Annotated in this window: 23 protein-coding genes and 1 pseudogene; 13 read left to right on the top strand and 11 right to left on the bottom strand. The window is 36.9% G+C overall.

Going from position 1 to position 25329, the window contains the following annotated elements; all coding sequences use genetic code 11:
- Positions 1-36 precede the first annotated feature (36 nt).
- The 11 genes from CH361_RS02795 to CH361_RS02845 all read left to right on the top strand — a co-directional run bounded on the left by CH361_RS02795 (position 37) and on the right by CH361_RS02845 (position 13144).
- Positions 37-1590: an AraC family transcriptional regulator gene (locus tag CH361_RS02795; RefSeq protein WP_100789278.1), complete on the top strand. Its 1554-nt coding sequence runs from the start codon at positions 37-39 to the stop codon at positions 1588-1590.
- A gap of 37 nt (positions 1591-1627) precedes the next feature.
- Positions 1628-3238, top strand: coding sequence for a SulP family inorganic anion transporter (locus CH361_RS02800; protein WP_100789279.1), 1611 nt, complete (start codon positions 1628-1630; stop codon positions 3236-3238).
- 48 nt (positions 3239-3286) lie between these two features.
- Entirely contained in the window at positions 3287-4219 is a 933-nt protein-coding gene (locus CH361_RS02805; protein WP_100789280.1) for a TPM domain-containing protein, read from the top strand.
- A gap of 66 nt (positions 4220-4285) precedes the next feature.
- Entirely contained in the window at positions 4286-5629 is a 1344-nt protein-coding gene (locus CH361_RS02810; protein WP_100789281.1) for a TolC family protein, read from the top strand.
- Positions 5619-6563 carry an efflux RND transporter periplasmic adaptor subunit gene (locus tag CH361_RS02815; protein ID WP_100789282.1) on the top strand — a complete coding sequence of 315 codons (945 nt, stop codon included), beginning with the start codon at positions 5619-5621 and terminating at the stop codon, positions 6561-6563. The genes CH361_RS02810 and CH361_RS02815 overlap by 11 nt, the downstream gene beginning before the upstream one ends.
- A gap of 3 nt (positions 6564-6566) precedes the next feature.
- The gene (locus CH361_RS02820; protein WP_100789283.1) at positions 6567-8513 is read left to right on the top strand and encodes an ABC transporter permease; all 1947 of its coding nucleotides are present in this window, start codon (positions 6567-6569) and stop codon (positions 8511-8513) included.
- Entirely contained in the window at positions 8510-9136 is a 627-nt protein-coding gene (locus CH361_RS02825) for a TetR/AcrR family transcriptional regulator (RefSeq protein ID WP_100789284.1), read from the top strand. Before CH361_RS02820 ends, CH361_RS02825 begins: the two co-directional genes overlap by 4 nt.
- 76 nt (positions 9137-9212) lie before the next feature.
- Positions 9213-11186, top strand: coding sequence for a right-handed parallel beta-helix repeat-containing protein (locus CH361_RS02830; protein WP_100789285.1), 1974 nt, complete (start codon positions 9213-9215; stop codon positions 11184-11186).
- 15 nt (positions 11187-11201) lie between these two features.
- Entirely contained in the window at positions 11202-11513 is a 312-nt protein-coding gene (locus CH361_RS02835) for a PLDc N-terminal domain-containing protein (RefSeq protein WP_100789286.1), read from the top strand.
- An 18-nt stretch (positions 11514-11531) separates the two neighbouring features.
- Positions 11532-12602: a multicopper oxidase domain-containing protein gene (locus CH361_RS02840; RefSeq protein ID WP_100789287.1), complete on the top strand. Its 1071-nt coding sequence runs from the start codon at positions 11532-11534 to the stop codon at positions 12600-12602.
- Positions 12584-13144, top strand: coding sequence for an SCO family protein (locus CH361_RS02845; protein ID WP_100789288.1), 561 nt, complete (start codon positions 12584-12586; stop codon positions 13142-13144). Before CH361_RS02840 ends, CH361_RS02845 begins: the two co-directional genes overlap by 19 nt.
- On the opposite strand, the gene CH361_RS02850 is transcribed toward CH361_RS02845, so the two are convergent.
- The 11 genes and pseudogenes from CH361_RS02850 to CH361_RS02900 form a co-directional block, all read right to left on the bottom strand.
- A complete protein-coding gene (locus CH361_RS02850) occupies positions 13122-15050 on the bottom strand; it encodes a sensor histidine kinase (protein WP_100789289.1) in 1929 nt (642 codons plus the stop codon). The two genes, CH361_RS02845 and CH361_RS02850, sit on opposite strands and share 23 nt — an antisense overlap.
- Positions 15051-15060: 10 nt before the next feature.
- Positions 15061-15531: pseudogene (locus tag CH361_RS02855) on the bottom strand (energy transducer TonB); the annotation flags it as partial.
- 179 nt (positions 15532-15710) lie between these two features.
- Positions 15711-16112 (bottom strand): ExbD/TolR family protein, encoded by a 402-nt coding sequence (locus tag CH361_RS02860; RefSeq protein WP_100789291.1) that lies wholly within the window; start codon positions 16110-16112, stop codon positions 15711-15713.
- Between the two features lie 2 nt (positions 16113-16114).
- Positions 16115-16729, bottom strand: a complete 615-nt coding sequence (locus CH361_RS02865) for a MotA/TolQ/ExbB proton channel family protein (RefSeq protein WP_100789292.1) — start codon at positions 16727-16729, stop codon at positions 16115-16117.
- A 1-nt stretch (position 16730) separates the two neighbouring features.
- Positions 16731-17234, bottom strand: coding sequence for a hypothetical protein (locus CH361_RS02870; RefSeq protein WP_100789293.1), 504 nt, complete (start codon positions 17232-17234; stop codon positions 16731-16733).
- Entirely contained in the window at positions 17234-19750 is a 2517-nt protein-coding gene (locus CH361_RS02875; RefSeq protein ID WP_100789294.1) for a TonB-dependent receptor plug domain-containing protein, read from the bottom strand. The genes CH361_RS02870 and CH361_RS02875 overlap by 1 nt, the downstream gene beginning before the upstream one ends.
- Positions 19722-20063: a hypothetical protein gene (locus CH361_RS02880; protein ID WP_100789295.1), complete on the bottom strand. Its 342-nt coding sequence runs from the start codon at positions 20061-20063 to the stop codon at positions 19722-19724. The genes CH361_RS02875 and CH361_RS02880 overlap by 29 nt, the downstream gene beginning before the upstream one ends.
- The gene (locus CH361_RS02885; RefSeq protein WP_244279493.1) at positions 20060-20458 is read right to left on the bottom strand and encodes a hypothetical protein; all 399 of its coding nucleotides are present in this window, start codon (positions 20456-20458) and stop codon (positions 20060-20062) included. The genes CH361_RS02880 and CH361_RS02885 overlap by 4 nt, the downstream gene beginning before the upstream one ends.
- Positions 20459-20466: 8 nt before the next feature.
- Positions 20467-20838, bottom strand: a complete 372-nt coding sequence (locus CH361_RS02890; RefSeq protein WP_100789296.1) for an LIC20211 family lipoprotein — start codon at positions 20836-20838, stop codon at positions 20467-20469.
- A gap of 127 nt (positions 20839-20965) precedes the next feature.
- Positions 20966-21703, bottom strand: a complete 738-nt coding sequence (locus CH361_RS02895) for a LytR/AlgR family response regulator transcription factor (RefSeq protein WP_100789297.1) — start codon at positions 21701-21703, stop codon at positions 20966-20968.
- 9 nt (positions 21704-21712) lie between these two features.
- Positions 21713-23638 carry a SpoIIE family protein phosphatase gene (locus CH361_RS02900; protein ID WP_100789298.1) on the bottom strand — a complete coding sequence of 642 codons (1926 nt, stop codon included), beginning with the start codon at positions 23636-23638 and terminating at the stop codon, positions 21713-21715.
- 91 nt (positions 23639-23729) lie between these two features.
- Here CH361_RS02900 and CH361_RS02905 point away from each other — a divergent pair, with 91 nt between their 5' ends.
- Positions 23730-24647 (top strand): hydrogen peroxide-inducible genes activator, encoded by a 918-nt coding sequence (locus CH361_RS02905; RefSeq protein ID WP_100789299.1) that lies wholly within the window; start codon positions 23730-23732, stop codon positions 24645-24647.
- A 106-nt stretch (positions 24648-24753) separates the two neighbouring features.
- On the top strand, positions 24754-25317 hold the full coding sequence (gene ahpC / locus CH361_RS02910) for an alkyl hydroperoxide reductase subunit C (RefSeq protein WP_100789300.1): 564 nt from the start codon (positions 24754-24756) through the stop codon (positions 25315-25317).
- The last annotated feature ends 12 nt before the right edge of the window (positions 25318-25329 follow it).

Consider the following 25329-nt stretch of genomic DNA (forward strand, 5'->3'; position numbering starts at 1 on the left):
TCTTAGGGGCAGAATTCGCGAAAACTGGTGTTTTCAATGAAACAGATGGTTCAAATAACGCTTCTCTTGGCAATCCTGGTCGGATTGGGGGGATGCCTATGGAAGCCAGAAAGTTTCTATGGCCGGAACATCAGTCGAAATGTCCAATTTTTGGTACCCCACAGGACAGAAATTCCAAAAAATTGTAACCACGAATCGATCCAATCTTTGCGGAGTTTTGTCTGGATGGACAACCGCAGTGCGGATTCTTTGCGAGGAAAACGTGAAGTTGGGGGGCAATGGGTTCGGGTCGAGATCCAAAATGACACAGCAGTTGATACGTATTTTAGTATTCTCATCCAGTGGATCAATATCCCCTTTGTAGAACTTTGTTCGGAAGGTGAGGATGGAGAGATTGTTACCTCTTACAGTGGGTATGTTTGGGAGGATTGGATGGGTTTACTTTCCCCATTCCCCCACTTTAACGTCACCCTGAAAGCAAATGAAAGCCGCTATTTTTATATTTATCTTGTTTCTAATGAAGACTTAAATTTTCCAATTCGGACTGTTTCCCATGCGAGTTACCGTTCTATTGTACTCTTTCGATTTCTGACATTTTTGTTTTTTACGATGATGGGGATTGTTTCCTTCGGATGGGCAATTTCTGAATATATTAAATCGAAAGAGAAAGTTTACATTTCGATCTTAGTTCATTTTTTAATGTTTTTCCTTCTGGTTTATTCAGTGCATGGGAAAGAGTTTGCTTCTGTATTTGGAAATTCAAATAACCTAGTTAGGCATTCTTATTATATCTTTTTGTCCATAAACCATTTTGTATTTTTCCTTTATTTAAGATCTTTCGATCGGTTTGTAGGAAATCGTTTTTCTAATCATTTTGGATTTTGGATTTCTGGATTTGCAGGGTTTTTATACTTACTCGTTCCTCTTTTCTCTAGAGTTTATGAATTTAGAATCTTTCTAGTATTGTCTATCTTTGGAACAGCTGCCTACTATCTATTCAGAACACATAGTTCGCTGTTAGCAAAAGACGAAAGTGATGAACGAGTGTATGTGTTTGGTTGGTTCTTTTTTCTTTTTTCCGTCTTCTTAAAAACATTGTTTCATTTTGATTTTTATCCGTACCAACCTTTCTTTATCTATGCTGCAGTGTTTTATCTTCCATTCTTAACTGCTGGTTCTTTTTTGTTTTTAAGAAATTATGAAAAAAGAGATAAGTCAAAAACTAGATTTCGTTCTGTTACACTTAAACTAGATAAAACAGAATTTAGAAACAAATTAGAATCATTATTAATATCTGAAAAAATATTTTTAAATCCTGATTGTAATGAAGAGTTGATTGCTTCTAAAATGGGACTTTCTTACCACCAATTGAGCGAACTTATCAATTCAGAATATAATTTCAATTTTCCATCTCTACTGAATCAATATAGAATTAAAGAAGCCATGACCATCCTAAATGAAAGACCTGAACTTAATGTTGCTGAGGTTGGAAAACTTTCTGGATTTGGATCTAGATCAGCATTTTATTTAGAATTTAAAAAACAATCTGGTGTGAATCCAAACCAGTATCGGAAAAATAAAAACATATAAATATACAAAAGTTAGATAGATAAAGAGGACGCTTCCTATGGATAGCAAAGACAGTGTAAAAGATTGGTTACCCGGGTTAAAAGAAAATTGGCGATCGGACATTCTGTCCGGTTTTATTGTGTTTCTGATTGCGTTGCCGCTTTGTTTGGGCATCTCACTCGCATCGGGGGCACCACCAATGGCTGGAATTTTTTCCGGGATTGTGGGAGGAATTGTAGTTTCCTTACTCAGTGGGTCTCACTTAACGATTAATGGCCCTGCGGCTGGACTCATTGCAGTGGTTCTCAATTCCATTATGGTTTTGGGTGGTGGGGATCCAAAACTTGGTTTCGAATTAACACTAGCGGCCATTGTGATTGCAGGTGCCATTCAAATTGTGTTAGGGCTTGTCAAAGCTGGTAACCTAACCGTATATTTTCCAATCTCGGTAGTACATGGAATGATGGCAGCTATTGGGATCATCATCATTTCCAAACAGTTCTATGTTGCACTTGGAATCACTCCTAAGGCTAAAACAATTGGAGGATTGTTGTTAGAAATCCCATTTAGTTTTTCTTTAGTGAATCCTGAAGTTGCCATTATTGGTATCTCAGCGATTGTGATCATTGCTGTATTGGCAAAAATCAAAAACCCTTTATTAAAAAAATTACCTGCGCCACTTGTTGCTGTGTTAGTTGGTATTATTTTGGGTGTTGTGTTTGATTTGGCTGATGAACATTCGTATACTTTACTTGACCAAACCTATAAAATTGGTCCGGAAAAATTAGTAAATCTACCGGATCATATCTATGATGGGATTACTTTCCCTGATTTTTCTAGATGGAAAGATGGAATTTTTTGGGTGATGGTCATTACGATCGCACTTATCGCAAGTATTGAATCATTGTTAACTGCAACGGCCGTCGATAATACAGATCCGTATCGTCGTAAATCAAATATGGATCGTGAGTTGGTTGCAAAAGGTGCGGGGAACTTCTTTTTAGGTTGGATTGGTGGTTTACCAATCATTGCTGAGGTAGTTAGGTCTTCTGCCAATATAGAAAATGGTGCTAAAACAAGGTTTTCCAATTTCTTTCATGGATTGTTTTTGTTATTTTTCATTTTGCTTTTGCCAGGTCTCATTCATAGGATTCCCCTCGCATCTCTTGCTGGAATTTTAATTATGGTAGGGATCCGATTGGCATCTCCTCATGTTTTTAAAGAAACCTATGATAAAGGTTGGGATCAAATTGTTATTTTTATGGTAACTGTTGTTCTTACAATCGTAGAAGATTTATTAGTTGGTGTTTTCTGTGGAATTGTAACTGCTATTTTGATTCAAATTTATTTTGGTGTTCCACTTCGTTATATCTTTGTTGCTGATATCACTGTAAAATCGGAAAACAAGGTACATGAGTTGTATGTAAAACATGCTTTGTTGTTTTCGAATATGATTTCTCTCAAATTAATTTTCAGAAAAATTGCTCCAGGTGAACGAGTGGATCTTAAATTTGATCAGAATGTAAAAATGATCGGATTTTCAGCCATTGAGTTTTTACAAAGTTTCAAACGAGATTATGAATTGGGGGGAGGTCAGGTGAATCTCATTGGTTTTGAAGATTTAAAACCGATTTCTACCTATTACGGGGCGACTCGAATCCATAAGTAGTACATAAAAAATTCTTGTAACTGAATGTTTTAAAACCAATATCCTTTTATGCAGAGGATATTGGTTTTTTCTCTTTTTTTCTTTTTGCCTTTTTTCATCCAAGCAAAGGATGTTCCTACCTTAAAGGCCAGAGTGATGGATGAAACCTGGACTTTAAGTCCTGGATTTATTGTCGCACTCGAAAACAAACTAAGAGATCATGAAAGTAAAACCAGCAATCAAGTTGCCGTTTTGGTGGTTTCTTCCTTAGAGGGAGAAGTATTAGAAGAATATTCTCTGAAGGTCGCTGAAACTTGGAGATTGGGACAAAAAAACAAAGACAACGGTGTTCTGCTCTTCATTGCTTTAAATGACCGTAAATTAAGGATTGAGGTTGGGTATGGGCTAGAGGGAAGTTTAACGGATGTTCTATGCCACCATATCATTGAAAAGCAAATCAAACCCTATTTCAAAAAAGGCGATTTTGAATCGGGAATTCAAAATGGAGTGAATGCCATTCTGAATGCAATCGAGGGATCTTATACCATTCCTCCCCCCGAAGATTTTTCTCATTTGGGTCCTTTGTCTTTTTTAGGGGAACTCTCTGGTGCTCATTTAGAGATGCCAATCATCATGAGAATAATACTAACTATCTTTGTTTTATTCGTTTTGAGTATTTTTACATATGTGGCAGCTAACGCACCGTATGTTGGCTGGTTTCTATATTTCTTTTTATTTCCTTTTTGGAGTTTGTTTCCTACGGCCATTCATGGTGCGAATGTTGGTGCTTCCGTGTTTTTGACCTATGTTGTAGGAGTTGGACTTTATAAATTATATCATCTCTTAACCCCGCATGGTCGCAAACGAATGAAAAAGGGAACATTTGGAGGCTCTAGAGGTTCAGGTAGCAGCCGAGGATGGTCTAGCAGTGGGGGAAGTTCTGGAGGGTTTAGAGGTGGTGGTGGAAGTTTTGGCGGTGGCGGTAGTTCAGGTAGTTGGTAAAATTTTCTAAAAAAATGAAGTTTATGGAACTTTTTCAACCAAACCTAGGTTTAGTATATAGTGAAGTTGATTAGAATTATATTTACCGCTTTCACGATATCTGGATTAGGTTCATCGCTCTTTGCCAAACCAATCCAAATCAAGGAACTCTGGCAAACTGCATTACAATCCAATCCAGAGTTTTTATCTGCAAAAGCAGACTATGACAAAGCATTTTATGAAAACGAAAAAAGTTATGCGGGTTACCTTCCAACGGTTAACGTTTTAGCTTCAGCAAGACAGTCTTCAGCTAATTTTAGTGGCTCAGGGACAGTTAATGATCCTTTGATCAATGGATCTACCGCGGGTTCAAATACCAGCCAACAGACAAGTTCAGGTGAGTCTAGGCCAACTGCAATCAATCGTTACTCTGTGGGTCTTAGTACAAATCAAAACATTTTTGCTGGATTTAAAGACAAAAGTGGAATCGAAAAAACAGAAGCCTTACTTCAGGCAGCAAAACAGACATTACATGATTCTCGTTTGAAAATTTGTTTTGAATTGAAGTCGGGTTATGCTCAAGTGTTGTATGCGAAAGAGCTTCATCAACTTTCTGAGAAAATTAAAGATAGACGAGTCAAAAATCGTGACTTAGTGAAACTTCGTTATGAAGTAGGCCGGGAACATAAAGGAAGTTTTTTACTGAGTGAATCTTTTGTAAAACAAGCCGAGTTTGAAGTTTCGTCTGCTTTTCGTCTTTTTGAAAGTAATTTGAACGAAGTTGAAAGAGTCATTGCCAATCGTTTGGATGTAAATATCAATTCAGATTTTTTATATGAACCTACTCTGGAGAAAAAATTTTCAGAAAAGGAAAAAGAAAATTTATTAGAATCACATCCATCTATTATGGCAGAACAATCAAAGGTGAGAGCAGCCCAGGCAAATATCGGTGTTGCAGAGGCAGGTTTTTATCCTGAGCTCAATTTAAGTGCAACAGTGACGAGACAAGATGATGTTTGGTTGCCTAAACCTAGAAATTATAGTTTTGGATTGAATTTGACCTATCCATTGTTTAATGGCGGGAGAGACTATTATAATGTTAAAATAGCAAAATCAGAGTATGAAAAATCAATTCATACTAGAGACTCAAAAAAAAACACTCTCTCGTTTTCACTAGAACAGTCTCATCTCAATTTTAAAAATGCATCAGAACAATTGATTGTTTTAACCGAATTTTATAAAGCATCGGAGATTCGTGCAATGATTGCGCGGTCACAATATTCGAATGGACTGATTAGTTTTGAAAATTGGGACATCATAGAAAACGATTTAATCAATCGGGAAAAAAATCTATTGATTGGTAAGAGGGACTTAGGTTTGGCCGAGGCTACTTACTTAAGAAATTTAGGAAAATGTTTTGATGAAGATTAAATATATATCTATTACTATTCTTGTAGTCGTTGTATCGGTAGCAGTGTATCTCTTTGGTTTTGGAAAATCAAAAACAAATATAAAAATTGAATCTTCTAAAGTTTTTCGTGGTGATTTGGTTGTGACCGTTCGTGCGACTGGTACCGCAATCCCAAAGAATCGATTGGAAATCAAACCACCGATTGCTGGAAGAGTAGAATCTATCTTGGTGAACGAAGGCAATCAAGTGGGTCGTGGTAAAATCATTGCTTGGATGAGTTCGACGGAAAGAGCTGCATTACTAGATGCGGCTAGAGCAAAAGGAGAAGACGAATTAAAAAAATGGGAAGATTTTTATAAACCAACTCCTGTCATTTCGCCATTACGAGGGTTGGTGATTGCTTCGAATATTAGTCCAGGTCAAACCGTCACTCAACAAGATATACTTTATGTACTTTCTGATAATTTAATGATACAAGCTAAGGTTGATGAAACCGATTTATCGAAGATAAAGATTGGTCAGATCGCCAACGTAACTGTTGATTCCTATTCCGATTCTCCGATCAGAGCTAAGGTATTCCATATTGGTTATGAAGCTGTGACTGAAAATAATGTGACTATGTATAATGTGGATCTAACATTAAATTCTATTCCTGATTATTTAAGAAGTGGGATGTCGATCACAATTGATTTTATTCTTTCTGAAGAAAGAGAGGTATTACTTCTTCCTAACGAATTTGTAAAAGGAAGTGGTGGCAAGGGAAAGGTTATCAAAAAAATTGAAGGTGAACTTGTCGAAACTACAGTGACCATAGGAAGATCCGATGAACAAAATACGGCGATACTTTCTGGTGTAGAGGAAAACGAAATAGTTTATCGTAAGAAAAAAATTCAAGAAGAAAAGAAAACTAGTTCGGGTGGACCTTTTTCATCGCCGAAAATGCCAAAGAGATAACTATTGTTAGCAATTGAGATTCATAATTTAAATAAATCCTATAAAATTGGAAATTCAAAATTTCCTGTTTTAGCAGGTATAAATTTAGAAATTTCACAAGGTGAATTTGTTGCGATTATGGGTCCTTCTGGGTCTGGTAAATCTACATTATTACAAGTAATGGGTTTGCTTGATCATGTTGATTCAGGGACATACAAACTCTTTGGACGTAAAGTGGATGGGGAGTCTTCGGATGTTTTGTCTGATGTGCGTGGCAGTATGATTGGATTTGTTTTCCAACAATTTCATTTGTTGGCTAAATCCAATGCTACTCAAAATGTAAGTTTGCCATCCTTATATACGAATGTTGATCAAAATGAAAAAAGAGCATTAGAACAACTAGAAAAAGTTGGGTTAACAAATCGAGCCCTTCACACACCGAACGAATTATCTGGAGGGCAACAACAAAGGGTTGCCATCGCACGTGCTTTGTTAGTTGATCCACCAATTATTTTTGCAGACGAACCAACCGGAAACTTGGATTCAAAAAGTAAAATTGAAATCATGTTAGAGTTACAACGTCTGCACAAAGAAGGGAAAACGATTGTGATGGTCACTCATGAACCAGAAATGGCTGAATATTGTGATCGTGTCATTCATGTTAGTGATGGTAAAATTATATCGGATGAAGGGAAAAAGAAAAAAAAAGATCAGGTTGCACTACCTAAAGTTGATTTAAAAAGAAAACGGGGATGGTCTCTTTTCGAAGGGATATTTTTACAGTCGTTATTTTCTCTGTCATCTAACCGTTTGCGTACATTTTTATCTGCCCTCGGAATCCTTTTTGGAGTTGTTTGTGTTATTTCTGTTATGGCATTGGGAGAAGGTGCTAAAAAATCTGTGGAGGAACAGTTTTCTTCGTTAGGTGCCAATTTGGTGATTGTTCGTACTGGTGGGATGCGTAGTGGGGGAGTTTCTATGGAAGCCGGAACTGTAAATCGATTGGATGTTTTTGATGCCGGAGCCGTTGCTAAAAAATTTCCCGAGGTAAAACAGGTCTCTGCTGTTGTGAATGGAAGAGGCCAACTTGTATTTGGGAATCGAAATTGGAATAGTTATGTGACTGGCGCAAGTCCTAATTATGAAACACTTCGTAATTTAGAACCTGTAGAAGGTAGGTTTTTTACAGAAGAGGAAAACGGAAAACGAGCCCTCGTCTGTCTTGTCGGAAATACTGTTGTCAAAGAACTGTATGAAGGCAAAAATCCTGTTGGTACTTATTTAAAAGTGAATCGAATTTTGTTTCGAGTGATAGGATTACTTCCTGAAAAAGGAAGTGCTGGATTTCGTGATCAAGATGATATCATTCTTGTTCCATTAAATACTGCTATGCGAAGGTTATTGAATAAAGATGCTGTGGATAGTTTGGAAATGGAATTGGAAAAGTCAGAATCATCTGATGAATTTACAACTTCTCTAAAAAGATTTTTGCATGAACGACATGGAACGAATGAATCCATGGGTAATATTTATCAAGTGATGAACATGGCTGACATTCAATCTGCTGTTTCCGAAACAAACCAAACCATGACAACACTTCTCGTAGCACTCGCTACCGTATCTCTTATGGTCGGTGGGATTGGAATTATGAACATTATGCTTGTATCAGTAAAAGAACGAACCAAAGAGATTGGTCTAAGAAAGGCTCTTGGTGCTCGCGAGTCTGACATTCGAATGCAATTTTTAATTGAATCCACTTTGACAAGTTTGACAGGCGGGATTGTTGGGCTTGTATTTGGAATCCTTGCGGTCATTTTTTTGCAAGAATACTTTGGTTGGACTATTGTTTTATCCTTTCCATCGATAGGATTTGCCTTTCTATTTTCCATATCGATTGGAATTCTTTTTGGTTGGTGGCCTTCTGAGTATGCCGCAAAACTAAGTCCGATTGTGGCATTAAGGTCTGAATGAATATCAAACTCAATCCAAGAAAAATTCCCCAACAAAAACGTTCAAAGGAAAGGTATCAAATTATTATTAATACCACCATTGAATTGTTAGGTGAAGTTGGGTATGATGATTTAACAACTGACTTAATTGCAGAAAGAAGTGGAATTTCTGTTGGATCGATCTATCAATTTTTTCCTAACAAGGATTCTATCATTTATTCTCATGCTGAGGCTTGTTATTTTATTCTACATGATTCTTTTTTTAAACTTTTAGATGAAGAGCTAAAAAAGAAAAAAAAATTCTCCGCTGAATTCATTGCGTTTACGTTATCTGCCTTTGAAAGAGCATTTAATGAAGTGAAAGGATATCGTTTGATTAACTCGATCCTATATACAAACCAAGCTTTGTTACAAATGGATATTGAAAGCAACGAACGGTTCGCCAAATCCCTCGCTGAAAAAGTCATTCTCCAACTCTTTCCGAAAGTTGAGAAAAAATACGCCTACTATAAAGCTCTTATGATTGTAGAAACTGTGGATTCAGTCTTTAAAATTGCGCAAAGAAAGGAAAAACCGTCCGAAAAAAAGGCAGTCCTGGCGGAACTGAACAATCTCTTATATGTATATTTTTCATCCTTCCTTTGATTTACCATTGACAAAGTTTTAACACAGTTGTAAAATTCTCAAAATGTGAGGAAGTCCTCATATTCTGGGAAAAAGAATGAAAAAGATCAAAAAGATTTTATTAGGAATCTTCATTACGGTTTTCATAACACTTGGTATGAATCACTGTAATTCGGAAGATCCGGCCAATTCCGCATTTGTCCATGTTACGATGATGGACAACGCATTCCACCCACCCGTCATTCGAACATTCAAAGGCGGTAAAATTCGATTTGTGAACGAAGGAAACAATCCTCACAATGCCATTTCTATCACCAAAGATTGGTCGACAGAAACAACATTTGGCAACTTGGCGATGTTCCGTGGTGCACACACAGATGTATTTTTCCCAGAAGAAGGTGCGTTCCCTTACTTCTGTTCCTTCCATGCTTCTCCTGATGGTAAGATTGGGATGACTGGTGTTGCTGTGATTGGAGATGCAGCTTACAATCCACAAACAAACATTGCTAAGTCGAAAATTTCGAAAAAATGGACAGGGGTTACTCGTAAGGTTCCATCTCAATACAAAACCATCCAGAATGCGGTTGATGCTGCTTCTCCTGGTGACTTAGTTCTCATAGCGAAAGGTATCTATAAAGAAGAAGTGACTGTAACTACGCCGTCCATTGTAATTCGCGGAGAAGATAGAAACGAAACCATCATTGACGGTGAATTTTTACGTGGTAATGGAATTATGGTTGTGGGTGCCGATGGTGTAGCTGTCGAAAACCTTACCACTAGAAATGCAACACTGAATGGTGTATATTGGACAGGCGTAAAAGGATATCGTGGATCTTACTTAACAGCATATAATAATGGTGACTATGGAATTTATGCTTTTGATTCCGTTGATGGTCTCATGGAACATTCTTATGCTTCTGGATCTCCCGATTCTGGTTTTTATGTCGGTCAGTGTAATCCATGTAATGCGATTATCAATGATGTAATTTCTGAAAATAACGCGTTGGGTTATTCAGGAACAAATTCCAGTGGAAATTTGTATCTTTTGTCTTCCATTTGGAGAAAAAACCAATTAGGAATTGGTCCAAATACATTGGATCGTGAATTACTTCCTCCGCAAAAACAAATTGTGGTGAAGAAAAATATTGTTTATGATAATAACAATACCAATGCACCTTCCAAAAAATTAGAATACCCTTCGATAGGGAATGGAATCGCACTACTTGGTGCATTAGAAAATTTGGTTGAAGGCAATTTAGTTTTTAATCACAACAACTATGGAATCCTAGTAACGATGAATATTGACGAGAATATCTGGATCTCCAATAACAACGTTGTACGAAACAATAAAGTTTTTCATTCTGGACGAGGAGATATTGCTCTTAGTGGTCCTGTGAATGTGGGAAACTGTTTTGAAGGCAATTCTTATGGAGTTTCAAGTCCACCTTTATTAGAGTCACTTCAGTCTTGTTCGGGAATTCGTTATCCTCATACAGGAGATATGTCTTCAAGCATTGGATTACTTGCATTGTTCGTTCAAGCAAACCTTCGAGAATTTGTATTAGGTTCTTATAAAAACCAACCAATTCCACCTGAACAAATGAATATGCCGAAAGAAAGTTTGGCTAGTATCATTCCTGCTCATGATGTTTTTGAAGCAAATAAGGGTTTGATTGATAAAGCAGAGTTACCTAAACTCAGCCAAGCAGAATTCGATGCAGCAACTAACAAAGTATATACTTCTGGATGGAAAGTTCATTTTCCGGGAACACTAAAAACTTGGTATTTCCATATCATGGGTTATTTGTTGCCATTTGCAATCTTTGCCGCTTGGACAGGACTTGCCGTTTTGGATAGGTTTTCAGCAAAAGGTGCTAAATTAGATTATTACTTTTGGTTGATTTTACTTGTTCCATTCATTGGTTCTTTGGTGTATTTATATTCTAAGGAATCAAAGATTTCACGAGTAGTCAGAAATACCGTTGTGTTTGGTGGTATTCTGCTTTTCTTAACAATTCTAGCTTATGCTGGTTATGCGATGACGGCGGTCACGGAACCGTCTTTAACTTAATATAGGAGTTTATTTATGGAAACAACATTTGCAAATCCAAGTTTTTGGACATATTTTATCGGATCTTATGCGTATTACCTTCCCTTTGTATTAACTATGGTTTGGGCACCCCTTGCTTTGTTTGGGCTTTCTAAACAAAAAGAAACAAATACTATAAAACAGATTATCTGGTCACTTGTGATTCTGGTAGTTCCTGTGATTGGACCTGCTGTTTATCTTTTAGTAGCAGACACTGAATATGAGAAAAAATTCAAACAAATTGCAGTTGGTGGTGGCCTCGGAGTTTTGCTACTTGTTTGGGTGCTTAGTTTGATATCTCACATTTAGTAATAGAGAAATATATTTATGGATCGGAAGAGTTTTTTAACAACACTAGGTTTTGGAATTACGGGACTTGTTGGGTCTCTTTTTGGATCCATAAAATTCAATTCTCGCAATTCTGATGAAATTTGTGGACCTTCTGATTCTACAGTTTCATCGACAGCAACTAACTTTGGAATTGTGACTACTCCCACTGTAAGTGATAACTATCAAAACTCGATTGGTGCTGGCGGGAGTCTGCGCGGCACCAATACTTATGGGAGTATGGCTCATCCTCCTTTTTTTATCAAAGAAGAATATACTGAGCGGTTTTATTACCCACCTAACTACTCTAATTCTTCCAAGAAGGTGAAAGATTTTAGTTTAAATCTTTTTCCTTTAAGTATGAACATTGCGCATAATGTAAATTATCCTGCTTGGACATTTGATGGTCTGGTTCCTGGACCAGTTCTACGTGCCAATTTAGGAGATACACTCCGAATCCATGTTAAAAATTCAAGTCCAGATCCACATTCCTTACATTTTCATGGAACTCATGATCCAATGGAAGATGGTTGGGAACCCATTCCGGCTTTTGGAGAAAGAACTTATCAAATTGAAGCCGGCCCGGTCGGACTTCATCCTTACCATTGTCACGTGCCACCACTCATGTTACATACCGCCAAAGGTTTGTATGGTGCTCTACTGGTAGATCCACCTGTCAAACGAAAACCTGCTCATGAATTTGTTCTGACTTTTTCCGGTTGGGATACTAAAGGAAAAGGTAGGAATGACTATTATACTTGGAATGGGATTGCAGGAATTTATGATCGTTACCCTATGAAGGTTCCTGTGGGAGAGCGGGTTCGTTTTTATATTCAGAATATGATGGAAAGAGAACCAATCATTACTTTCCATTTACATGCACAAACTTTTGATATCATTCGCAGTTTGGGTAGTACTGTTCCTGATGGTCATTCTGATGTTGTCAGTCTTGGTCAAACAGAGCGAGTGGTCATTGAATTTGTTTTAAAGAAAAAAGGTCGTTATATGTTCCACCCACACCAAACACATATGGCCGAAAATGGGGGTATGGGTTGGATCGTCGCCGTATAATATTTTTTAGTTTAATCATTACTCTTAGTTTATTTTGCAAATCTAAAGACGATGCAATCAAAGAAGAATGGAAACATTTATCTTTTGTTATGCCAGATGGGACTTCTCTTGGACCCAAGTTTTGGTCAGAAAAAAAATCCGTTTTGTATTTTGGGTTTTCTCACTGTCCTGATATGTGTCCACTGGCTCTAACAAATTTTGGTAGAGCCTCGCTCATTCTCGGTGAAAAGTCGAATCGTTTTCGGTTTATTTTTATCACTCTTGATCCGGAAAGAGATTCACCTGCTACATTAAAGAATTATATCGAAAACTTTCCTGGGAAAAATTTAACAGCTCTTTCTCCTAATGCAGAGTCTTTAACTAAACTTACCGATCTATTTGGAATTGTAAGAGAAAAAGTCGGAGATGGTAAAACATATAGAATTGATCATTCTAATTTTATTTATGTTTTAGATGAAAACTTGAATACCCTTGCTAATTTTCCTGGTGGTGTTTCTGCCAATGCTTTAGCTATTAAACTTAGGGAACTTGCGGAACTCTAGAAGTTAAAATAATTTCAATTTCTGTTCGTGCACCTTCAGGAAAATTTCTCCTTACTTCAAAACTAAATTCTGAATAAAGGTTTTTTAATCTTTCTTTTATATTTCCGAGAGATCGTTCTAATAACTTTGTTTTGTCTGCGAGTAATTCTTCTGGAATTCCGATTCCATTATCGTAAACAACAAAACAAAAAACAGAATCTTTTATCATTTTTGCATGAATGAATAATTGAAAATGAAAATCTTCTTCCGCAGATCCGCGAAATCCATGTTTAAAAGAGTTTTCAATAATTGGTTGGAGAAGGAGTGGAGGTAAAATTACCGAAGAAAAATCTCCTGTTTTTTTAAAGTCAATTTGGATTGTGTCATAAAATCTTAGTTTTTGCAAATGAAGATAGTCTTGTAAAAAACTCCATTCTTCTTCAAACGGAATCCAGTCTCTGTCGGTTCTGTCTGAAATGAATCGATAATTATTAGCAAGACTTAAAATAGCATCAGCGATCAATTCTGGTTTAATTTTATGAAGAGCATGAATTGTATTTAGAGAATTGAATAAATAATGCGGATTCATTTTTGTTTGTAAGGATTTGAGTTGGCTTTCTTTCAGAGATTTTTCTGCTTTGAGTAAATCTTCTTTATAGAATTGAGCTTGTTGTCTGTTTGCAAATATGGCTCGTTCTAATGCAAAACCCTGTGAGATAACTCCGAATAATACTCCCCCCAAAGCAACTCGGTTAAAGCCAAATTGATCAGTAATGGAATAAGCCATTTCTATTATTACAAGTACTAAGGTGATACAAAATCCTATAAAGTGACCTTTTGCGACTGTGTTTCCAGCTTTCCATGCTATATACGATGCGAAAATTGGGCCTGAAATATTCATTAGGATAATAAAAACAATTAAGCCCATAAAAAAAGGAAGCATCTCAATGAGTAGTAGATACATAGAGTCTGATAATGATATACTTAACGTGAAAATCATTGAGCTTACTGCAAGAGCAATATTGATATAAATTAATATAGGTAAAATTGGTATTTTAATATTCGGAAATAACCTACGTAAGCCAGATAACATAGGAATGAATATGAAATTACTTGAGATAACATTAAGAATAATAAGAGGAGTTTGGTTTTCAAAAACATACAGCAGAAAACTATTGGAACTTAATCCGAAAATACCAAACAATAAACAAAATATAGCAAAATCTAAAACTAAATCGTATCTTTTTTTGAATTCTATAAAATAAACTAATGCACATATCAAACCAATCATAAAAAAGAAAGCATGAATGAAGATAAATGTGAAATTGTTAATCGCAAATTTTCGGAAAACTGCATCGCGGTTTCCTGCAATTTTTTCCATTACCGGTATAGCAAAAAGGAAACTTTTGTTATGATATAATCGAATATAATAATATTCGCTTTCCTCTAATGGGATTTGGATCCAACTAAATTTTGATTCAAAGACTTTTGGGATAGATTTTGGATCATTAAAATCACCGAACTTAAAAAAACTATGACCGGTATCAGTAAAAACTTCGAAAACAACTCCTTGGTGTTGCAGAAGTGCAAAAATTTCGGAATGATTTCCGAGGGAAAGAGCAGGGGCCCTGACCCAAATAAATTCGCTATTTGCAATTTTAAGAAGTTCTTCCGTGCTAATCCAACCAGCACCAGATTGCCAAAATACTTTTTTCATTTTTGGGAAATCAAAATTCCCATCATCCATCGGAGGTATATCTCCGATAAAATAATCCGCATCTTCTGCAAAGGAATAGTTTACTATTGTTCTATCTTTGGGGCTAACAAAATTATAAACGATCGTGGTTAGGGAAGCGATCAAAACAAGGATGAATATGCTAACTGATAAAAAGGGAGAATCAATAAATTTAGCAAATCCATCCTTCATTGGAAATATTTTAGTCTTCTAAGGAAAACAAAATAGGTAGTCTATGTGCCATTTTTTTAGGTTGTCCTTGCACATAACCCGGACTAAAGCGCACACGTTTGATGAGTTTCATCGCAGCTTCTTCAAATCCATAACCAACACGACCAGAAACAATTTTTGCAGATTGTAAGGTTCCGTCCTCATTTACCTGGACAAGAAGCACAACTTGTTTTTCAACAATATTGGCAGCTTTGGCTTGAGGTGGAAAATATTCCCTTAAGTCAAAGTCAATGATCGCAGTCGGCATCTTGTCTCCGTTAAACGAAAAAAGATATCCATCTTTGTCCGTACCATTTCCAGAAAGTTGGTTGGGGTTGATGTCAGAGTTGTCGGGTTCATCCGCTTTATCTTTGTTACTACCTTCCACCCATTCTTGTTTTTCGATAGGGGCTGGAGAGGATGTACCACCGATAAGTTCGGGAGGAATTTCTTCAAAACTAACGTCTACATCTTCAAAGTTAGATTCTTCGACAACTTCATCACCACGCATTTGACTTATCTTGTAACCAGCGTAAGTTGCGGTATGGACAAATAAACTAAAGATCAGACAAACATGAAATAGACGTTCTCTATTTTGTTTGATCGAAATTTTGAATAATTCCCATAACTCCGCGAAACGATTCATTTTTTTACACTGAGGGCAATTTTTGTAACACCCGCTTTTCGGATGATTCCCATCAGCTCCGTAATCTTTCCATAAGGGAGGCTTTCGTCGGCAGATAACGTTAAACGCATATTTGGTCTAATTTTTGCTTCTCTTTCAAGGTTGCGAACTAAACCAGAAACGTCGGTATCTTTCCCTTCTAGCAGAAGGGCACCTGTTTTGGTGATTGCAACTTGAACTGATTCTGCAACGTTCGGATCAGCCGCCTGCACTTTTGGTAAATTGATATTTAAACTTTCTTTTTTTAGAAAGTTTGCCGTTACCATGAAGATGACAAGAAGGACTAAAATCACATCCACCATGGGTGTGATATTTATACTTCCAATTTCTTCGTCTTGAGAACCTGATGCACCAGCCATAATTATACCTTTGTCTTATTCATTTGATAAGAGAGCAGTTCTTTTTTCAGAATTTCTAAATTCTGTAAAATCACCTTTGACTTTCTAGAAAAATAATTGTTTGCCATTACCACCGGAATCGCCACTGCAAGACCTGCCGCTGTTGCCAGTAGAGCCGTAGAGATGGAACGCATCACCACTTCTGCTCCAGAACTTCCTAAAGTCCCCAAACCGTAGAAGGCTTTGATGACACCAAGAACAGTTCCTAATAACCCAATAAAAGGAGCGTTGTTACCTAATGTGTTTAAAATGGGTAACCGTTTTTCTAGTTCCAATTTTTCAGAAAGAATTTGGCCATCTAAACTTTCATCAAGTCCTCTTCTTCCCAATTTTAGTTGTTTCAGAGCAAATTGAAGGAATCTAGTGTAGATGGATTCTTCGCCTGCATCTGTTTTCCAATGAATCTCTGGTTCTTCTTGTAGTGAAGTTCTAACCTCATTTAGGTAGTCTTCGTTTTTTTTACCTAAAGATTTTTTATAATAAATTAATCTCTCTGAAAATACAGCCAGTGCGATCACACTTGCAATTCCCATCGCAATAAAGATTAACTCTTCGCCTATTTCTACATACTCTTGCATACTATTCTCCGTTTTGAATGTTATTAAATAATAAAAATAATGGAATTTGCTCTGTGCTAATTTGGTTATTTGTTGTTGCAAAACAAGATCTCAAACAAGAAATAACAGAACTACCAGTCAAACTAGATTCTACCAGCGCAGGGATTGTTGACTGCGTACAAACTCCTGAATTGGTTTTTGATTTCCAATCGATCACTTGACAATTGAAAGCACAGGTTTGTGCAATCCCTGACATATTTTTATAAGCAGAGTTTTCAATCATTGTCTGACAAGTGATCGTTTTTACAGCAGATGATGTTTCTGTGAATGTGCCACCAACAGCCGCATGATATGCCTTGAAACATAAATCTTTGTTTGTGATGATTGATTCACATGTTTCTTGTGGTGCATTTGCTGTTGTTAGATATTGTAATAGTAAAGTTTCTTTATAGGCGTCTTCAAACTTTTTAGATTCTGAACAAAAGAAACCTAATGAGAGGCTACAAATAAGAATCAAATTTTTCATTAGAAATGTACCTCCATACCAACGTTAAAGAAAGGAATTACGGTTCCACCTGGGAGTTCTAATGTTCCGAAGGTATCGTTTTCTCTTGGGTTTGTTGCAGAGAATGGTCTTGAATTGTCAAAATCATAACCATTTTTGTTTTTCCTCATGTAAAGGTTTACGATTTCTAAATACCAGTTTAAGTAACCCCAAGAATAGTTTTCGAATATATCAAAGCGAATGTCAAACCTGTGGAAGTCAGTTCCACGTTTCACATATCCATACTGAGGTGAATTCGGATTATTAGAATACTGAGGGTTCCAGAATGTTAGTCCATTTAACGGGTTAGAAAATTGACCGCCATCATCACCAACGACTGGCCTAGAAGGCACAGATGTTAAATAACTCCAACGAGCACCAATTTGATAACCTTCGCTCACTCTCCAACCATAAATAACGTTTGCGACATGAGTTCTATCCCATGGTGCTAGTTGTTCTTTTGAGTTAGGGAAATAAGCTGCTAAAATTTTTCTCTCAATCGCACCAACTTGTGAATTATCCCCTTCGTAAATCTGGTATATATTTGTGTTTTGAAAGGATTGTGACCATGTATAGGAAACCCAACCAAACCAGTCTCTTGTACCAGGGCGTGCATTTTTTCGGATAAGAAGTTCGTATCCATGTGACCATCCAGTTGCTCTGTTTGAATAATTTAACGGACGATTGGCGACAATCGGTTGTGTTAACCATTGTCCTTTATCTGGATTTAATCCTACTGGAGTGGACGCATAAGGATCATCAATAATGGTATCAGTAAACTGATTTTTAAATACCTCCATTTTGACTTGCCAAACTTGATCAATTTTTTGTTCAATCCCGGCACTGACTTTTCTAGCTCTTTCAAATCTTAAGTCAGGGTTTCCAGTTTCTTTATTAAAGTTTGTTGTGAGAGGAAATCTTGAAACATCTCCACCACTTCCATAAAAAGTTAATCCTTGTCCCACTTCTGGGAATGTATAGGATGCTGTGGCTCTTGGAGTTAAAGCTCCATTTCCGGTGATTTGAACATAGTCATAACGCGCACCTGGTTCAAATACAAAGTTTCCATATTTGAAATGCAAAGTTGTATAGGCATTGTAATAAGGTGTGTTCCCTTGAACATTCAGTGGGCGACCAACAAAATCAGGGTTTGCCGTATTGTAAGGGTTAGGTGCAGGATTACTTGGGTCTCTGAGTGCTACTTCCGTTCCGTAATCTCTAAAGGAAAACTTTCTAACTTCCGTTCCAAAATCTATTTTTAAAAATCTCGTAGCAGTCCAGTAGGCATCTTGACGAACACCTACATAACTTCCCCTTTGGTATTGTTTTCCCTGGATCGTTCCAAAACCAACATTGTATTCACCAATTGGATCAAAGTTAATGAGCGTAATACGGTTCTGAAATTTGTCACCTGGAATCCAGGTATACCGAAGTGCAGTCGTGCGAAAACTTTGACCAAAGTTAATGTTAGCTCCTCCTGCAACCGCCAATGGTGATGATGTTGGATCATTAACGGGTTTGCTCGAAAGATTGATCGCAAAGTTATCTTGAGCAGTTAAGTTATAAAACGCAATCTGATGTTCTGGGGTAAAGTTGTGAACGTATTTGATTTGTGAGTCATTGTAACGTGGAAGACGAATCCCTTCCGGCAACAAACCCGTTGCACCCAATGTTTTGTCTAAGTAACCAAGTTTACCAGCGATGGCAAGATATCCTTTACCACCTGAAGTAGGAGTCGCAGCATAAGCAGTGGTGTTCCATAAGGATACTTGAAAGGCTCCTTTTGTTTTTTGGACAGAATCAATGGTTTCAATTTCAACGATACCGCCTGTCGCATTATTAAAGTTTGCAGGATAGGCACCAGAATATAAGTCGATTGATTTAATTAAGTCATTATGAATGACCGATGTCAATCCATCTAAGTGAAACGGATATAAGATTGGGAGGTCGTCATAAAGATAGGTGTTTGCATTGGGATTGGCACCACGTACGATAATTCCGTTCGCTCCACCGCCAAACCCGATACTTGGAATGACTCCAGGAAGAGTTTCCAATGCGCGGAGAGCTTCTCCGAAAGTTCCCGGCATCCTTTTGATTTCTTCGTAACGAACTTTTGTTCTTGAGGCAATTGTCTTTTCTCTTTCGCCTTCGACTACGATCCCTGTTCTAGGGGCACTTGCCTTTTTTTCTGTATAGATGGTTCTATCTTCATCAGTGGAACCAACAGAAATTTTCAGTTCTTGAATTCCCGTATCACGTAACAGACGTAAGGTGTATTCACCGGCTGAAGGAAAGTCTAAAGTTATATTTCCTTCGGCATCAGTTTGTGCGAATTTTTTGGTTTCAAAAATTAAAACCGATAAATTCTTCTCTGCGATCTCTTTTTTTGGATTGATTAGTTTGGCACGAATGCTCACTGCCAAAATTGGGGATCCAAAACAAAAAAGAAAAATCCCAAATAAGAAATGACTATTTAATTTGAGTTTTGCTGATTTCATTGAAGTTTAAATACCAGGGAATATCTCCCGTTTCTTGTTCGAGGTAAATGAGGGTGCAAGGTAAGGGATATCCTAGAAACGGACATTCCGTACGGGTAATTGCAATCGTACACAAATCTAAGTTTCTTTTGATTGGTTTGGTAACGATGACGAGTGGTGGATTGGGAATAGGATTTCCACATTTTTCCGAAGCAAACTTTGCGGCTGAATACACTTGGCTTTGTGCATCATTTGTATCCACACGATCCACTGTTGCCCCACAGTTAAAAGTGAGACAAATCGTGAGTAAAAAGATAAATTTTTGAACTTTCATTTTTTACCTTTTGCTCCTGTGGCTTCTGCTTCCTCTACTTGTCCAACGACATCTGCAGTTACATTCACAACAGTGACGAGGCCGAGTGGAAAGTAAGGTTTGTCTTCTCTTTGAATTTTGATATTAATCAGAGTTTTGCCAGTTGGATATTTTTCCAAAATTTGACTCATCGCTAGCTCTACGTTAGGTGCTTTTGTCACAGGAAACATACCTAGCAAATAAAAAGCAGAATCTTGGCCTTTCCCTTTCCCAAGAATTTTATAATCTGTGGAGCGAACCACAGTTGCGGAATCAAATAGATAAATATCCTTAGGAATGTGAGAACCAATACATCCCATAGCCATGATAGAGGCGGACAAAAAACCTATAAAAATTTTAAGAATGGCAGTTTTCATTTTGGACACTACTTTTTGCTCTTAGTGGTTGACTGAGATGGAAAACGAACTAAATCACCTTTGACGCTAAATCTATAGCGAGTGAGTGGGCCAAAAAAGGATTTATCATTCCAGTAACGGATGTTAACGAGTGCATCTCCGGATTCTTCTTCCATAATTCTTTCGTAAAGATCGGTGACAGGTGGCTCGGTAATTGGGAAACCAATCACAAGAAGGTCAACGGCATACCATGTAAATATTTTCTCTACAGTTTTTGTAGTTTCGTAGGGAGTGTTTGGGATTGGTTTGTTACTGGTGGCGATTCCAACGGAGGAAGAGGCACAATTAACTAATACAATAGAGAAAATAAAGATCGTTGTTATTTTGATAAGATGTTTCATGAGATGGACTCCGTTCGTATCTAGATTCCATTTCTTGGGATTTGGTCAATGGAATAATTATACTAACGCTCATTAACTACCTATCTTGGAATGAACGCTACATATTCAGGAGTGAAATAGAAATGGACTATAATTTAAGAGCTTCTTTGAGGTTTTGTGCAAACGAACGACCCACCGGAAGGGTAGTTTCGTCTTCGTTTTTCAACTGAATGGTATAAGATCCACCTTTATCGTAACGTAAACTTGTCACAAAATCTAAATTTACCAAGAATCCTTTGTGAATTCGGATGAAACGTTCGGAAGGCAATTTTTCTTCGATTTCTTTCAGTAATTTTGAAGTTTCGTAATCTTTTTGTGATGTATGGATCACACAACTTTTGTTATTTGCTGAGATGAAATGAATGTCTTGAAAAGGTAATAAAAACACTGCTGAGTCTGATTGAATTTTGAGATGGGTATTCTTTTCTAGTTTTGGACTTGTTGTTTGTTTTGATTCTTGAAGAAAACGTAGGGCTTTGTCGACAGACTTTCTAAATCTTTCGAAGGAAAAAGGTTTTAGTAAATAGTCGGTTGCATCCAAATCAAAAGCCTCTACTGCATGTTCACTATAAGCAGTAGTAATGATAAAAAACGTAGATTTGTTGTGTTCTTTTCGTAAAATGTCCATCCCGTTGACGGCAGGAAGGTTGATATCCATAAACACCAAATCAAATTTCTTTTCGTTAAGAAGATTTAGTGCCTTGTCTCCACTTTCTGCAATTCCCGCAAGTTTTAGCTCAGAACAGTTCATGATATAGTCCATCATGAGCATCCTTGCTGGATATTCATCTTCTATGATTAATACTGAGTAGCTGGATGATTCCATGTATTTAATTTATGTTATATCAATAAAGAAAAAAGTGACATCATCCTTTAACTCTTCTTCTGAGAATTTAGAAATCTGAACAATAATTTCACTAGACAATGATTTTATATCCTTGTCTTTTCCTCTTTCTAGTAGATCAAGTATTTTGCTTTCACCAAATAATTTATTTTCCGCACGCGCTTCAGTAACACCGTCAGTAAAAAAGAAATACCTGTCACCAGTTTCCATTTTGTGGGTCCATTCGCTATATTGAAAGGACTCCTTCCAGCCGATGATTGGACCTTTTAGATTCATAGATTCAAATTTACCTTTGATCCGATTGAAAATAAATGGGCTTGGATGTCCTGCAGAAGAAAAGACGACTGTTTTTTCGTTTGTGTCAATCAGTGCACAACAGGCAGTGATAAAATACCGACTCACAAGTGAAGTGAGTGCTTGGTTCATATGTTCTAATACATCTTTTGGGGAGTGAATCGATTTTGTGGATTCTCTAAACTGTACTTTCACCATAGAAGATACAAATGCAGCAGGAACACCGTGACCTGCCACATCCGCAATTAATAAAAGCAAACGATGGTTATCTAATTCAACCCAATCGTATAAATCCCCACCAACTTGTTTCATTGGTAAATATGTGGTATGGATGCGTATACCAACTGTATTGGGATGTTCTTTGGGTAGAAGGTAACTTTGTAATTGGGAAGCAAAGAACAAGTCTTGTTCTAGGTCTTGATTTTTTTCTCTGAGTTCAATGGTTCGTTCACGAACTCGAATTTCCAAGTCTTTGGTTAAAACAGAAAGTTCGTTTTCGTTTTTTGCATGTCTATAAGAGATCGCAACTCCCGATAGAATCATAAGAATTAAAAAACCATATTGGGTTAGATATATATTTTTTCCAGAGGTAACATCAATAATGATATCTATTGTTGCGCCAATGCAGATACAAATAAATCCAACGGTTAAAAAGTATGCTTCGGCTTTTTTCTCTTTTACGCCTCGAACTACACAACGAATGATAAAAAAAACTACTATGATTAAAGAAAACTCCCAAATTCGCAGTAATAGAATTCTTGTTGGGATGTCAATGTTCCAAGTTTGTGCAAAAGCGATGCATAGCAGGAAAAACACGAGTAATCGTTCTTTAAGATGGATTTTGGTTTGGAATAAGGAATAACTGAATAAAAAAATTGAAATAGGGAGTAGGGTCTGTGCTGTAAAAAAAACTTTTAACCAAAAGAGAAAAGAAAAATTCGTATATGAATAACTTATATTTAATAAAGGTAATCTCCACATCACGAAGATAAGAGTTGATAATAATAGATAAAAATTAGCTTTTGCCTGTCTTTTTAAAACAATCGAAAATATTTGATATGCACCAATCCCAAAAAACAACATGATAAAACAAAAATCACGTCCATCCTCTCGGATGATGAATTCTTGTAGTTGTTCGTAATTTCCCATAACAGGGATTTTTCGAAAGATTCCTCCTTGAAAGGTTTTGTTTCGAAAGTGAATTTCTAGTTCTAACTCGTTCACATCATTGGCTTTTAGAACCGAACTGGGGATAAAGTATAAACGTTTATAATACCAATTGGGAAAATAAGTTCCGTCTTCAGAAACACTCCCCGTTTCTCCTAGTAAAACACCGTTGATAAAGAGTTTATCTACCTCTTGGACACGGTCTAAATAGATACCAAGGGGTTTGTGGTTTGGTTCATAATAAAAACTTGTTTTGTAAACACCATGGACGGGTGGTTGAATCCCTTGTAAGGAAAGTCCTTTGCCAACTTGGATGGATTTTGTTTCCCCTTGGGACGTAAATGTCCAATCACCAGACATAGTTGTCAGGTTTTGGGAACTTACTTTTAGTGGTTCCGAGGAAAGCGAAAATACCGCAGTAAGTAAAAAGGGGAAAATAAATGAGAGAAATCTCATCGCTATCGGCTAAAGATAGTTGTGTACAAACAGAAAGCAAGTTGATTTTCCATCTCTCATTCGCTTTAGTTATTTTTTTGGAGAATGTCTTATGACCATCACTCAACTTCGATATATAGTTGCCTTAGATCAATTTAAGAGTTTTGCAAAAGCCGCCGAACATTGTTTAGTTGCACAACCTACCTTAAGTTTACAGATCCAGAAAGTAGAACAAGAACTAGGTTTTGAGCTTTTTGACCGAAAAAAAAATCCAGTGATTACCACAAAGTTAGGGAAAGCAGTAGTCGATCAGGCTAAAAACACTTTGAAAGAAGCGGATAAATTATTTGAAATTGCTGGCCAATGGAAGGATGAACCGGCAGGGAATATATCCATCGGAATCATTCCGACAGTGAGTAATTATTTGATTCCTTCTGTTTACCAAAGTTTACAAACAGAATTTTCTAAGGTTAACTTCCGAATTTCAGAACTTCCTACTCTTACAATTCTGGAAAAATTGGAATCGGAGGAAATCGATTTAGGGATTCTCGCCACTCCCTTAAAGATTCCAAGTATCGTAGAACATCCACTTTATTACGAACCCTTTGTTGTTTATTATCCAAAGGATGTGAAAGAAAAAACATCATCTGTCTCTATGAAAGATATCGAAAAATACCCCTTACTTGTGCTTGGTGAAGAGCATTGTTTTCGCCATCAGTCCTTAAAAATCTGCAATCGCAATTCACTCGCAAAAATTGAAAGTGGAAGTGTCGAAACTTTAAAACGAATGGTGGATATGGGGATCGGGGTTACGTTGTTACCTAAGTTATCAGTGGATGCATCTTCCAAAAGAATTGTTCCCTTTGATTCTCCAGAGCCCGCGAGAGAAATTAGTTTGGTTTATAAGAAGGGGTTTTATAAAACGAAAATTCTCAAAAAACTAACCAATTTGATTCTCGATGTGATTCCTAAAGGATACCACTCCAAAGAAAAATTTAAAATCATCGGAGTGTCTCTCAACCAAGATTAGGCCAGAATAATGCGATAGTTTTTTTAAATCTCTGCATTTATAGTATTTATTTTACAAATGATCTAATTGGGAGTATATTCTTCTTAACACGAAAGGAGGATATTCAATGTCCAATATCAACACTCAAATTCCAGACTTCACTACGGAAGCTTTCCATAACGGTGCTTTTAAAAAAATTAGCAAAAAAGACGTTCTTGGTAAATGGTCCGTATTTGTTTTTTATCCAGCGGATTTTACCTTTGTTTGCCCTACTGAACTTGGGGACGTAGCAGATTATTACGAAGAACTTCAAAAAATGGGAGTGGAAGTTTATTCAGTTTCCACTGACACACATTTTGTTCACAAAGCATGGCATGAAGCAAGTGATACCATCAAAAAAATCAAATTCCCAATGTTAGGTGATGCTTCTGGGAAAATTACCAGAGGATTCGGGATTATGATAGAAGACGATGGCCAAGCACTTCGGGGAACATTTGTAGTGAATCCAGAAGGTGTGATCAAAACTGCCGAAGTTCATGACTTAGGGATTGGTCGATCTGCAGAGGAACTTGTTCGTAAAGTGCAAGCAGCTCAATATGTTGCAAACAATGACGGTGAAGTTTGCCCAGCAAAATGGAAACCAGGTAATTCAACTTTGAAGCCAGGTCTTGACTTGGTAGGAAAAATCTAAACAAAATTAGGC

Origin of the sequence: Leptospira brenneri, assembly GCF_002812125.1 — a bacterium.
Taxonomy (GTDB): Bacteria; Spirochaetota; Leptospiria; order Leptospirales; family Leptospiraceae; genus Leptospira_A; species Leptospira_A brenneri.